Origin of the sequence: Rhizobium sp. BK529 (genome assembly GCF_014194105.1) — a bacterium.
Taxonomy (GTDB): Bacteria; Pseudomonadota; Alphaproteobacteria; order Rhizobiales; family Rhizobiaceae; genus Rhizobium.
In genome coordinates this window covers 2,006,013-2,017,449 of sequence record NZ_JACIAU010000001.1, presented here as the reverse complement: position 1 = coordinate 2,017,449, position 11,437 = coordinate 2,006,013, and the positions used below count along the sequence as shown (strand labels likewise).

Genomic DNA, 11,437 nt, shown 5'->3' with positions numbered 1-11,437 from the left:
CCTCGTGGAAGGATGGCGCAGCCCTATTGCTGCGCCGCTTTCTTCTTGCGCTCGGCCTCGGCGGCTTCGGAGCGCTCGCGCTGGATCTTCAGCCATTCGCCGTCGATCGCATTCATGAAAACATGGAACCGCTTCAGCCGATCGCCGGTAATGCCGTGATCGCGGGCATACTGGCTGAGAGCCGTATAATAGATCGGTCCTTCGCCACCCATCGCACCATAGAAGCGATCATATTGCAGGGCGTCGAAGGCCTCGAAATACATGGCATGCCATGCCTGCGGGTCGAAATCGTCCGACACTGTCGGTTGGCGCGGCCTCAGCCATTCCTTGTCCGGTTCCTGCTCGAACAGCTCGGCGAGCCATTCGAGCATTTCTGGTGGCGCCTTCGGCCCGCTTATGCGGCTGCGGAAGGCTTTCCGGAGTTTTTTGCTTCGTCCTCGATGAATTCGACATTCACTTCGGAGAGCTTAGCGGCGCACCACTCCACGGCCGCGACGATGTTCCGATATTCCGGATCGGAGAGGATCTCCATCGCCGTCGCAGGCGAATATTCGAGGTCAAGGCCGCTCCAGTCGTGCAGAATGTGCGTGGCATAAAGCTTGCCGAGTTCGACCTTTAGATCGAGCTTCGGCGGCGCTTCCTCGCCCGCCTTCGGCTTCGGCTGGTTGGCCTGCCGGGCAATCCGCAACAGGAGATCATCGCGCGCCGTCTGAAACGCCGGCAGATGCAGGGACGATACGTTGAACTGCACACCGCCGCCCCAGTCCGGGAAGGGCACCCAATCGCCTTCCGCCTCACGCTTCAGGTCGGCACGCAGGGATGCAATCTTAACAACACTCATAAGGGGCTCCATGGATCGGGATTTCGGGAAAGGTGAGCGGTGAGCAGTCCCGACGCTGCTCACCGCCCGGTACGCCAGCGCGGAAAGGCGTGCGCTGGCGATTTGGTTATGCCGCGTCGCGCGTGATCACGATCGAGGCGCCGGCCGTCGCGTCGAAGTAGGCCTGATAGGGAACTTCGATCATGACTGCCTGACCGTTGCCTGCGACCGTGGGGCCGCCGTCGAGGAATTTCGTCTTCGGAAGCTGGATGACGTAGGAGTTGCCCAAGGCATCCAGGAGCGTCGTGGAAATGGCGACATCGTCGTGATCGAGGATGGCCTGATAGGCGTCGACCGTCTCGAAATACGTCGTCAGCGAACCCGTCACCTCGAAGCGGCCGAGGCCATGGCTATAGGGCTCGTAATTGCCGAGGACGTCGTTCTGATAGACGTTGTTGGCGATGTTCATGGTCATCGCCTGCACCTTGGGAGCATTGGCGAGACCGGTGAACGAGAGCGCCGAAACGTTCAGGCCAGCATTGAAAACTGGCGTTACCGTCGCCGGTGTATAGGTGGCGCCGGCAATGATCGCATTCGTCGGGTCCGGCGAACGAATACCCCTGATGCCCCAGTTCGCCTGTACCGACTGGCGGGCGCGCAAGGCTAGCGCGAGCGTATCCCAGCGGCAGGCCTGGTAACGGATGTAGCTGTCCGTCGCGCCCTGCTCGTAGAAGAATTCGAGCGTCGCCGCCTGCTGCTGCACACCGTTCTTCAGGACGTCGGCATTCCAGGTGGAGCAGAGCAGACGCTGCAGCCATGTGTCGAACGTGCCGAACGACAGGAACGTGTTGATCGGTCCCTGCACGGAACGACCGACATCGACGATCGAGGCGACGTTACGGTCGGCGCGGATCTCGTTCGGCGTGTCCGTCTGCTTGCTGATGCGAACTTCCGAGTTCACATAGCGCATGATCTGGAAAACAGGATTGGCAGGCGTCGTGCCGATGGTCGCTTCCGAGACATCGGCCAGCCGTACCTGACTGCCGTCAGCTACCGTCATTTTAAAGGCTCCATCCAAGGGATTGCCCACGTCTCAGACGTTGGCGGGCGCGCTTGCCTAAGGCGCGGATAAGGCAACCGGCAGAGCCGGAATTCCGTTAGCCGAGATTGGTAATGTCTCGGCGACGCCACCGGATGATGGCCGCGATCGAGAAATAGTTCGGAAAGTCATGCCCAGGATCGCCTGCACCAATCGACATCTGCGGCATGAACAATTCGCCGATCGGCTGCTCGCGAAAGAGGTTCAGCAGCTGGTCTGCATATTGGCGCGCCTGTGCGCTTCCCTTGCCGGAACGCGTCATGACGTGCATCCATGTGACGCCCTCTTCGAGGAACATGTTGCTGCCCGGCGCTCCGACGCTGTCCTGGTCGTAGCTGTCGCCGAAGATCTCGACATAGACGAAGGCCTGAGTGTTCTTTTCCAGCAGATCCTGGGCAAACTCGTTCTCGAATATGACGGGCGTCGCCGTCCAGTCGGCGAGGCGAGTACGGAACGCGTTGAACGTGGCAAAGCTGGACATCAGGCCGCCTGGTTGATGATGATTGACGGATAGGTGATCGACTGGCCAGCCTGCCGGTCTTTGCGGCGGCCTTGAGAACCCTTCAGAATGTACGGCATCCCCGCATGAACGCCCGCTCGCACCTCGAGCCACCGCGTTTCGAAGACGAAGGCACCGGCCGAATTACGGCCGCCGCCAGCACCGAAGGCACTTGCAAGCGCTCGCTTGGCTGCGTCGAAGACCTGATTGCGCTTCCGGTTTCCGATCACCCCGGCCTCGACCTTGCGGATATAAGGCTGAAAATTCGTGATGATGACCTCGGCGTCGGGATCTATGCTATCGAAATCTGTAACGAGCCTCTGGTTCGCCAGGACGATGAACGATTCCCGAAATCTTCCGCTCTTGACTGGCGACCGCATGCGCAGCTCGTTGAGCGCAAACTTGATCACCGCATCCCAGAGCGCAAACTCATAAACGATAGGTCCCGGCAGCTCGACGGCCTCTTCCTTCAGCCCCGGCCTGCCATTGACGTACCTGTTATAGGTCGGCGACGCGCGGCCAGACGCAATCACCTCCGCAACGCTTTGCTTGGCAAAGCTCGCCAGCGCCGAGCGAATGGCGGCGGGCTCAAGATCCTGCGTCGCAAGTTTCAGGTCGCGATCGAAGAAGTCGAAGGACGAAGCCATCAGCCCGCTACCACAAGATTGCAGCGCACCCACTGCCCATGCAGGTAAATTGGATCGGACATCTTTACCTGGCGTTCACGGCCCTTGATCACCAGGAAATCTGCCACCCTCGGCAACCGCGGATCGACAGCACCTGGCGCCGGCGGATCACCGCTTGGCCAACCTGCTGTCAGGATCTGCGTCGGCGAAATGATGACGTTCAGGTCGAGCTGCGTAATCGTGCCAACGATCTGTTCCGCCCTGATACCTCGCACCAGGGCACGACACGTCACCTCCGCATCAGGGCCGCCGCTGACCCTGCGACTCAGGAGAATGTCTTCCCCGTGCTTCAGCAGCTGGTCGTCGAGCTGGGCGATGGCGTGATCAGGTGTCATGCGTAGATCCGCAGACCGGCGAGAAGGCGATCAGAAGCTTGCCTGATGATATTTCCAGCCTGCTCAGAGACCGTATATTCCGTTCGGCCAACACCCTCGACCTCTTCGGCGCGGAGAAACAGATCATCTTTGCCAAGAGAACGCAGATGCTGCACGGATAATATGATCGCCTGCTTTACCTGGGCTGGAATCTGCCCAGTTCCGCCTTCATCAACCGCGTTTTCGTCGTAGCCGGCTCGGTACCTGATTACGATCGGATCGGGACGCGAGGCGAGCGAGGGCACAGAAAATCCGTCGACAAGCCAAAGGAGGCCATTTGCAGACTGGAAACTACCGTCTGACAGAGAGACTTCCGTCCCACTCTGATCAAAGTAGCGGACCTCTTCGACCGCAATCACGGGAGGGTACGGAAGACGTACCGGCGAACGCGGCCAGCATCCAAGTGCAGCCTCAAGCGTCTGCTCTCCGAGGCAGCGGCCAAGCCATCCGTCCGGGCCGTCTATTTCCCCCGTCACAGCAGCGATCATGGCCTCGACGAACGTATCACCGGCATCAACACCGGCAATGTCCTCAGGCAAAACGATCGGACTTGGGGGAATAACGACCCGAACGAGCATGGCAAGACCTCAGTCGACGAGAATATGGAAAGCGCCAGTTTTGTTTGCGCCGCCCTGCGCAAGAACAATCTTGAGCTTGTCAACGACACCAATTCTGTCGAGGACAGGCGTGCCACCGGCGGCGAAGAGAGCCGCAGCACCAGCCTGCGTATGCGTCGGCGCACGCGGATAGCGGACGGCGGAGGCGTTAACATTGGCTTCGGTCCAGATGTTCTCACCGGTATCATTGGCGGTAATTGTGAAGTCGACGCCGTCCGTGTAGGCGTTCGCGCCATCTTTCACATACTGAATGCTGTGGATCTTGCCGGCGAGGCGAGGGCTGTAGGCCGTGGCGTTGCCGCTTCCGTCAGTCGTGACGGGAACCTTGAAACGTCGCATGTTGATCTCCATTGGCGGCTAGCGGCCGCGAGAGGGTTATTCGTCGATGTTCTTGCCGGCGATCTTCGACCGCCGCTTCTCGAACTTCTTGTTGGTGATTGCTCCAGGCTCGCCCTCGGGCTCGTCGACTTCCTCTTCGTCAGAGGAGTCGGGGTTCGGAACATAGCCTTTCTTGACGAGCTGCTTGTATCGCTTCTCGTCGACGGTGATGGTTTCGCCCCTCTGCACGATCACGCCATTGGGCGCCAGGTGCGGCTTAAGGACTATAGTCTCGATAGTCTTGGACATGACCGAAAAATCCCGTGGGAAAGAAAGGCCGGCCCAAGCCGGCCCTTAAGCACCTCTTAGAACGCGCCGTAAACGAAGCTCTGCGGACGGAAGACCGCCAGCGCGAGACGCTCTTCGGCCCGGATCGTCACCATGTTCTTGACGAAGTTGTCGCCGTCCTCCGTGGAGACCTGGACGTTCGCATCTTCGCGATCGAATACCTGCGCCGCCATGTTGAAAGCGCCGACCATGAAGTGACCTGCCGGCATTGCGTTGGTGTCGACGACCGGCAGACCCCACATGCGAGGCTGGAGGTTGGTGCCGGGATTGCCGAAAATGTAACGGCCGTTGGCGTCTTTCAGCGTCTCGATATCGGCCCAATCATTGGGATTGAGCACAATGCCGGACGCTGCGTATTCGGCGATACGGACCTGCAGGATGGCACGGCGCAGAATATCGACCTGCTGGTCATCGGCCTTGAGGAGGTTGGTATCGAAAGCAGTCGCCTGAGGAATGAGGCCCTCAAGGTTCTGACCAGTGCCGTCACCCGCAAGAAGCTGCACTTCCTCCTGATATTCCAGACCATAGCGAGCGCGGCCGTCGATATAGGACTGCAGGAGTGGGATATCCGCAAGAACCTGGACCGATGCCTTAAACCAGTGCGCGATGGTCCGAACCGGCGTATCGACAAGGTCGAGCGACAGGTCGGACTGCGGCTTGAGCGCGGATTCAGCAACCGGCGCCGCCATGTTTTGGAAGCCAGTTTCCTGAACGTACTGGATCAGGTTGGAGCCGGTGCGACCCTGCATAAGCAGGCTGCGGATGGTCATGCGCCGGTTTGGAGGCGTGATCACGCCGGCAAGGCGATCCGGAGCGATGGCATTCCCGACGCCGCCGGTGCCTGTCGGTGAGCTGGTAATGCTGGAAACGGCGGCGTTCATAGTGATCGACTTGAACGCCATGCGAGCCGTGCCACGCTGGTCGGCGGCAAGCTTCTTGAATGCCTCACTGTCGGTGAAGCTTTCACCGGTCGACTTCAGCAGGTCGAAGTCACCGCCAGCACGGCGGGCGGCCTTCTGCTCAAGTTCGAGCAGACGCGCATGAATAGCGGCATTGCCTTCGACGATCTTCTCGATTGCGCTCTTGGTGTCGGCCGCGACATTTCCAGCCGCTTTGGCTTCATTGTTCGCCTTTTCGACGAGCGCCTTAAGCTCATCGTCGCGAACCGTCAGCTTCGCGAGCAGATCCTGAAATTCTTTATCCATGATGGAGTTTCCTATTTGCCCAATCTGGACAGGAATTGATCGAGAGATGCTTTCGCATCGGGTGACAGTTTCCGCGTCTCCGGCCCAGAATCACTCTGGAGCGCGCCCTTGCCGCGAGAGACGAATGCGGTCGCAAGTGCGTTGGGGAAGCCTGCCTCGCGCAGGACATCCTCGATCTGTGAAAGCGGGGGCGTCTCGCCGGCGGCAAACATGCGCCGGGAATTTGCAGATGCGCCCATCTTTGGCGAAGAGACACCGAGGCGGTGCAAAGTGTCCTGCATGGTGCCGATCCGATCGGCCATGCCCCGCTTGACCAGCTCCTGCGCGCCAAAAATCCGACCTTTGCCAAAATTGTCGCGAACCGTGGCGGTCGAAACGCGCCGGCCGGCGGCGACCGCGTTGATGAAGGCCTCTTCGGCGAGATTGACGCGCTGCTGAAGGAAATCGCGCGCGTCGCTAGAAAGCGGGCTGATGTTTGCTGTTTCTGCCTTGTAGATCCCATGCTGGGCACGGATGAGAGTGGGTTTTACGCCCTCTTTTTCGAGCAGCTTCGAGATATCCTCGTGCACGGAGTAGACGCCGATCGACCCTGCCTCTCCTCCAGGCGTCACCACGATCTCATCAGCCTGCGAGGCAAGATAGTAGGACGCCGACGCGGACAAGCTGTCGACCTGCGCGATTATTGGCTTTATCCCGCGAGCATTGCGGATCTCGGCGGCCAGTTCATCAACGCCGTATGTGCCGCCGCCAGGGCTATCATGCGAAAAGACGATGGCCTTCACGCCTTCGTCGGCCAAGGCTGCCCTGAAGAGCTGCGACAAGGCCTCTGTCGAAGTTCCGCCGCCGCCGCTCACGTCCTGCATCATTGCCATCCGCTGCGAGATGACGCCGTGAACAGGCAATATCGCGATACCGGCCTGCGGTTCAACGCGATCCGGATTGCGCGAGTCGCCAATTCTGGCTTGGACCTCTTCTGCGGTAAAAGATCCGCCGCGCGCCTTGAACATGAGAAAGCTGGAGATGATCTCCAATTTCTCAGGTTGCATCGCCCATGGCTGACCCGCGAAGGCCGCCAAAATACGCAGGTAGTGCATGGGAAGGCTCCTACTTATCGTCAGCAGGTTGAGGCTTGGGCCTTGGCTTCATGGTGCCGAAGCCGTCTGGTGTTGGCGTCGTCGGAACCTTCCCCAGCATTTCGAGCGGGACGAGGTTCGACTGTACGGTCAGGATGTCGCCGCCTGGCAATGGAGGGTCGTTTTCCTTCTTGCGCAGCTCATTTCGTGTCTTGAGGCCGTTCTGGGCCTGTACGGACATGATGGCGGCGCGGCCGGCGCTATCGGCGCGCAGCAAAGCATCAACGTTGTGCTCGACGTACGCCTTCGTTCTCTGCTCAGGCGTCATAAGCTGCTTTTCGATGGCCTGCTCGACCCGCTGAAGCTCAGGGCCAAGGTATAGCGTCAACCATGCAAGGTTGATCTGTTCCACACCCGTTCCCCACATCGTTTGGCCTTGGGCGGCGTGGCCGATCAGGATAGGAAAAGTGCCGAACCATCTGCAGATTTCCTCGACGTGAAAGCCGCGCGTCTGAAGCAACTGCGCGTCTTCCGGGTTCATGTTCAGCGCCTTGAAGCTGAATCCGGGAGGCAAAGGCATAACCTTTCCCGTCCGCTTAGAACCGGAAAACTTGTCGAACAGAGAAACCAGCTGCTCACGCTGTTCCTGCGTTGTTTTCGCGCCTGGCTGATCTTCAGCGAAGCCAGAAATATGAAGTCCCTCGCCAAAGGTTCGGCCTGCGACTTCATCAGCGGCAAGAGCCGTGCCTAAAGTCTGCCGGCCATACTCAATAGGCGAAAGCCCCATCATCCCGCCCGCACCAAAGCCGCGCAGATGAAATACCTTGTCTTCACCCCAGTCCGACTGCACCCCGGTCTTCTGGTTCGTGTAGCGATATCGCCGTGATCCGTCATATGAGCGATAGACCGTCGTGCAATCCGGGTCCATCGGATCGAGCGCAACCAGCGTATCACCGCTAAAGACCTTTTCAGCATAGGCATTGCCGCGAAGATTCAGACACGCGTAGATGCCCTCCCAGAATTCCATAGCCGTCTGGTCGGCATTTGGCGTGTCATGCAGCAGCGGATAGAGAACATGAGAGGTGTCAACCTCACCGGTCTTCTTGGAGTGCACCTTGAGCGGCAAAGAACTCATCGTTCTCGCGTTGAGGCGGATGCAGGCCCAAGCCGTTGCCAACTGCAGAACCGCGTCAGGAGAGGTGGCCTTTCCTGACCACGTTCCCGTATCCGTATGCCAGCTCGCGGGCTCGGTGAGCTTCACTTTCCTTCGGCCAAAAATCCCGTCGAAGATCGTCATGCAGACATCACCGGTTTCTTGAGGTATTCGCCCATGTCGGGCACGTAGACGTCGTCAGCGAGGGTCAGACCAACCGCCATTACGCCGGCGACAATGCCGTCGATTTTCTCGGCGCTCTTTTTCTTGGTCGGAGCGTAGTTCAGATTATCATCGAACTTTACGGCCACGTTTCCCGCCATCCAGCGCAGGATTGGATGGCCGCCGTGATCAAGCTTTCCAGAGACTACCAAGCGCTCGAAGAGCTTCGTGGGCTCGCCGAGGGTGGGGATGCCTTGTCGCATTTTCAGGAAACGTTCTTCATCAACGCCGTCCTTCACCATGTCGGTGTAGAGCTTTGTCGCATTCCACGGGTCGTAACCGATGAGCGATACGTCAAACATGGACATGGCATTTTCAAGCGCATGCTGAACAAAGTTCTGGTCGACGTAGTCTCCGGGCGTCACCTCCAGAGCCTCGTCTTTGACCCATCGGTCGTATGAGACCCGATCCTGCTTCGAGCGTCGCGCAACAGTGTCTTCAGGAACCCAAAAGCGGGCCGTGATAATCCAGCGATCACACGTCTCGTCGGGCGGAAAGGCCAGAACCAAGGCGGTCAAGTCATCGCTCGACGAAACGTCGATCGCCGCGAAGCACTTTCGACCTTTCAGACCCTCGCCGTCTCGCCAACGGCGCCAAATCTTCTTGTCGGCGGCGCAGGCATCCCACTTTTTCAGGTTCAGCCAGCGTACAACAGCGTCAATCCACTGATTTGCGTGGTAGCAGCGAAAGTGCGCCTCGGCCCGAGGGTTATCTTTTGCGATTGCGGCTTCGCGTCGGAGAAACTGCAGGGTTGGCGAAATCCCGAGAGATGGGTTTGCCTTCTGCCAATTTGCCTCGTCAGCCCAATCATCGTCAGGATCGAGTGCGAAGATCACGACTAACGTCGTTGGATCGTCGATGCGACCCTCAAGGATGGAAACACTCTCTTCCCAGAGATCCCATCCCGTCCGGTTCGATTTCACCCCAGCAGTCGATGCATAAAGCTCGATCGGCTCAAGGCGGGTACCGGTACCCTGCCGCAGGAAGTTCGCCACATCCGGCGTTTCCCACTCGTGCATTTCGTCGCCCGCAATGACTGTAGGCGATTTGCCGTGTTTGCCCTCCGCTTTGCCCGATAGAAGCTCGAACAGCGCCCGGATCTTCGGAATGTAGATCGACTTTTTGAAGACTTGCGTATCGCCGAGCTGCGGCGACATGCTGATCATGGCCTTCATCTTGTTGAAGATGATCTTGGCCTGATCCTCGTTCTTCGCGAAAACGTACCCCTGACCGCCTACGACGCCATCAAGGATGAAGAACAGCAGCGCCAGCGCCGCTAGAAATTCAGACTTCCCGTTCTTGCGCGGTATCCAGAGCATGAGACGGCGGAAGATCCGCACATGCTCATACTTCGTCTCACCGGTCTGCTCGTCGATGATGTCGATTGGAGCTTTCCAACCGACAAGAAGACGGACGATGCACTGCTGCCAGAAGGCCAGCTTAAAAGGCTTGCCCGCAAATCGGTCATCGGTGAGGCGGAAAACCTGCGGAAAAAGCTGAACGGCCTTTTCTGCCTTTGCCTCATCGAACCAAGCGCCAGGAACGCACGAACAACGCTCCCACGCAATGCCGACCCACTCCCAGCCTTTCGCGACCGCCTCTTTGACCCATTCCGGCTTCGGCCAAAGCAGCGCACCGGCGGCCGCCTGAATTGCGCCGGCGGAAACACTTTCCATCGGTCAATTCATCCGCTCCGGCGGAGGGGAATTCATCCCGCCAAGGATGCCAATCAGGTCGGCTGGCTCAGCAGCTGCGGGCGGCGCATCCTCGTTTGCAGCTGACGATGATGGCTGAAGCGGCTGCTGGTCGCCCCAGAGCGGCAGATTGCCGAGGCCGTGAGCAGCCGCCTGATCGCGCATGATTTTGTAGCGCGTATCCGGTCGCATGCCGAAGCTGGCCTCCATATCGCCGAGCATCTTTTCGAGCTGCTGTACCGCAACGAAGGCAGGGTGCCGCTTCTTCGTCTCGTTTCCATTCGTGTCCTTGCCGTTGAACCAGGTGCCCTCTTTCTGCACCGTGACGTCAGCTGCAATCCACTCGACGACATAGCGGCAATATCGAGCGAACGGGCTGGCATCGAGATTGCTCAAGAGATTGAGGCGCTCAAGCTGCGGCGCGAGGTCATTCCAAACCTCAGTCGCCTTGCGGCTCCGCTTGAGCCATTTTGGCGGGCGGATCTTCCCAACCGTCACTGGTATCGGCGCTTTGGTGCGGGCGGTCTCTACCTCTTTCTGCGAAAGACGCTTGCCCGGATTGCCCTTTGCGGCCTGCTGTTCGTCTGTATCGGGCTTGCGGCCACGGGTCATGTGCTCGCCCTCCGTTCATCAGGCGTGAGAAAAAAATAATTCCGCCAATTTCGCGGAGAAAAAAGGTTGCGCACCCGTCGGTAAGGGCCCTCGGACCGCTAGACTTTTGACCCGCCCCCCATCTGCATGCGTTCGATGAGGCGCTTGGCCTCTGCCGACTGCTCGGCCTGGATGTCGCCGTCGTGGTGGTCAGGGCAAACGGCCTGCCACTTGCTCCGGTCCCAGAAGACCTCCGGATTGCCGTAGTGTCGCTGCGAGTGGTGCACCACGAGGAACATGCGCCTCGGGTTGGTCTGCGGTCGGCCGTCCTTTGTCAGGTGACCTGCATTGAGGATGCCCACCGCTTGGCACCTCACACAGAATTGGTTCTCTGGCTGCGCCAGGAAGTCTGCGCGCTCAGCCCGCCAACGAGCCGTGGTGTATAGATCGCGGCCAGCCTGATTGCGATATCGGTTCCGATCATATTCCCGCTCGTTCTGCTCTGCAGTTGGGCGTCCACTGATGCGGAAGGCTTTGGGCTTGCGTGCCATAACCCTTGAATGAAAAAGGCGACCCGGAGGTCGCCTGTCGTCATCTCATAGCAGTAGCACTTGGCTTGAATCGGTGCCTCTCATCTGAGGCTTTCAAGCTGGGGCCGGCTGCATTTGTCCCTGAGGCTGTTTGCCTGCTCTGCCTCTGGATCTTGTCCAGAGGGATCGGAGGGGATGCCAATCGGCT

At 59.2% G+C, this 11,437-nt stretch carries 15 protein-coding genes; all 15 read right to left on the bottom strand.

What is annotated here, in order from left to right; genetic code table 11:
- Positions 1-23: 23 nt before the first annotated feature.
- Positions 24-371, bottom strand: a complete 348-nt coding sequence (locus FHX08_RS10270; protein WP_184327149.1) for a hypothetical protein — start codon at positions 369-371, stop codon at positions 24-26.
- Positions 372-394: 23 nt separating this feature from the next.
- Positions 395-841 (bottom strand): hypothetical protein, encoded by a 447-nt coding sequence (locus tag FHX08_RS10265; protein WP_184327148.1) that lies wholly within the window; start codon positions 839-841, stop codon positions 395-397.
- 106 nt (positions 842-947) lie between these two features.
- On the bottom strand, positions 948-1,880 hold the full coding sequence (locus FHX08_RS10260) for a phage tail tube protein (protein ID WP_184327147.1): 933 nt from the start codon (positions 1,878-1,880) through the stop codon (positions 948-950).
- A 97-nt stretch (positions 1,881-1,977) separates the two neighbouring features.
- Complete coding sequence (locus FHX08_RS10255; RefSeq protein ID WP_184327146.1) at positions 1,978-2,400, bottom strand: hypothetical protein; 423 nt, start codon at positions 2,398-2,400, stop codon at positions 1,978-1,980.
- Positions 2,400-3,065, bottom strand: coding sequence for a hypothetical protein (locus FHX08_RS10250; protein WP_184327145.1), 666 nt, complete (start codon positions 3,063-3,065; stop codon positions 2,400-2,402). The genes FHX08_RS10255 and FHX08_RS10250 overlap by 1 nt, the downstream gene beginning before the upstream one ends.
- Entirely contained in the window at positions 3,065-3,439 is a 375-nt protein-coding gene (locus tag FHX08_RS10245; RefSeq protein ID WP_184327144.1) for a hypothetical protein, read from the bottom strand. The genes FHX08_RS10250 and FHX08_RS10245 overlap by 1 nt, the downstream gene beginning before the upstream one ends.
- The gene (locus tag FHX08_RS10240) at positions 3,436-4,056 is read right to left on the bottom strand and encodes a hypothetical protein (RefSeq protein ID WP_184327143.1); all 621 of its coding nucleotides are present in this window, start codon (positions 4,054-4,056) and stop codon (positions 3,436-3,438) included. The genes FHX08_RS10245 and FHX08_RS10240 overlap by 4 nt, the downstream gene beginning before the upstream one ends.
- Before the next feature lie 9 nt (positions 4,057-4,065).
- Entirely contained in the window at positions 4,066-4,434 is a 369-nt protein-coding gene (locus FHX08_RS10235) for a hypothetical protein (RefSeq protein ID WP_184327142.1), read from the bottom strand.
- Positions 4,435-4,470: 36 nt separating this feature from the next.
- Positions 4,471-4,722 carry a hypothetical protein gene (locus tag FHX08_RS10230; RefSeq protein ID WP_184327141.1) on the bottom strand — a complete coding sequence of 84 codons (252 nt, stop codon included), beginning with the start codon at positions 4,720-4,722 and terminating at the stop codon, positions 4,471-4,473.
- A 56-nt stretch (positions 4,723-4,778) separates the two neighbouring features.
- Positions 4,779-5,966: a phage major capsid protein gene (locus FHX08_RS10225; protein ID WP_184327139.1), complete on the bottom strand. Its 1,188-nt coding sequence runs from the start codon at positions 5,964-5,966 to the stop codon at positions 4,779-4,781.
- An 11-nt stretch (positions 5,967-5,977) separates the two neighbouring features.
- Complete coding sequence (locus FHX08_RS10220) at positions 5,978-7,060, bottom strand: S49 family peptidase (protein WP_184327138.1); 1,083 nt, start codon at positions 7,058-7,060, stop codon at positions 5,978-5,980.
- Positions 7,061-7,070: 10 nt separating this feature from the next.
- Positions 7,071-8,336: a phage portal protein gene (locus FHX08_RS10215; RefSeq protein WP_184327137.1), complete on the bottom strand. Its 1,266-nt coding sequence runs from the start codon at positions 8,334-8,336 to the stop codon at positions 7,071-7,073.
- Positions 8,333-10,090 (bottom strand): terminase large subunit, encoded by a 1,758-nt coding sequence (locus FHX08_RS10210; protein ID WP_184327135.1) that lies wholly within the window; start codon positions 10,088-10,090, stop codon positions 8,333-8,335. The genes FHX08_RS10215 and FHX08_RS10210 overlap by 4 nt, the downstream gene beginning before the upstream one ends.
- Before the next feature lie 3 nt (positions 10,091-10,093).
- Positions 10,094-10,720 carry a phage terminase small subunit P27 family gene (locus FHX08_RS10205; RefSeq protein WP_184327134.1) on the bottom strand — a complete coding sequence of 209 codons (627 nt, stop codon included), beginning with the start codon at positions 10,718-10,720 and terminating at the stop codon, positions 10,094-10,096.
- A 98-nt stretch (positions 10,721-10,818) separates the two neighbouring features.
- Positions 10,819-11,061, bottom strand: coding sequence for a hypothetical protein (locus tag FHX08_RS10200; protein ID WP_184327133.1), 243 nt, complete (start codon positions 11,059-11,061; stop codon positions 10,819-10,821).
- Between the last annotated feature and the right edge of the window lie 376 nt (positions 11,062-11,437).

What these genes read in the sequence shown, in the direction of transcription:
- FHX08_RS10270 (WP_184327149.1), bottom strand. Translation starts at nt 371, where the DNA reads ATGCTCGAATGGCTCGCCGAGCTGTTCGAGCAGGAACCGGACAAGGAA.
- FHX08_RS10265 (WP_184327148.1), bottom strand. Translation starts at nt 841, where the DNA reads ATGAGTGTTGTTAAGATTGCATCCCTGCGTGCCGACCTGAAGCGTGAG.
- FHX08_RS10260 (WP_184327147.1), bottom strand. Translation starts at nt 1,880, where the DNA reads ATGACGGTAGCTGACGGCAGTCAGGTACGGCTGGCCGATGTCTCGGAA.
- FHX08_RS10255 (WP_184327146.1), bottom strand. Translation starts at nt 2,400, where the DNA reads ATGTCCAGCTTTGCCACGTTCAACGCGTTCCGTACTCGCCTCGCCGAC.
- FHX08_RS10250 (WP_184327145.1), bottom strand. Translation starts at nt 3,065, where the DNA reads ATGGCTTCGTCCTTCGACTTCTTCGATCGCGACCTGAAACTTGCGACG.
- FHX08_RS10245 (WP_184327144.1), bottom strand. Translation starts at nt 3,439, where the DNA reads ATGACACCTGATCACGCCATCGCCCAGCTCGACGACCAGCTGCTGAAG.
- FHX08_RS10240 (WP_184327143.1), bottom strand. Translation starts at nt 4,056, where the DNA reads ATGCTCGTTCGGGTCGTTATTCCCCCAAGTCCGATCGTTTTGCCTGAG.
- FHX08_RS10235 (WP_184327142.1), bottom strand. Translation starts at nt 4,434, where the DNA reads ATGCGACGTTTCAAGGTTCCCGTCACGACTGACGGAAGCGGCAACGCC.
- FHX08_RS10230 (WP_184327141.1), bottom strand. Translation starts at nt 4,722, where the DNA reads ATGTCCAAGACTATCGAGACTATAGTCCTTAAGCCGCACCTGGCGCCC.
- FHX08_RS10225 (WP_184327139.1), bottom strand. Translation starts at nt 5,966, where the DNA reads ATGGATAAAGAATTTCAGGATCTGCTCGCGAAGCTGACGGTTCGCGAC.
- FHX08_RS10220 (WP_184327138.1), bottom strand. Translation starts at nt 7,060, where the DNA reads ATGCACTACCTGCGTATTTTGGCGGCCTTCGCGGGTCAGCCATGGGCG.
- FHX08_RS10215 (WP_184327137.1), bottom strand. Translation starts at nt 8,336, where the DNA reads ATGACGATCTTCGACGGGATTTTTGGCCGAAGGAAAGTGAAGCTCACC.
- FHX08_RS10210 (WP_184327135.1), bottom strand. Translation starts at nt 10,090, where the DNA reads ATGGAAAGTGTTTCCGCCGGCGCAATTCAGGCGGCCGCCGGTGCGCTG.
- FHX08_RS10205 (WP_184327134.1), bottom strand. Translation starts at nt 10,720, where the DNA reads ATGACCCGTGGCCGCAAGCCCGATACAGACGAACAGCAGGCCGCAAAG.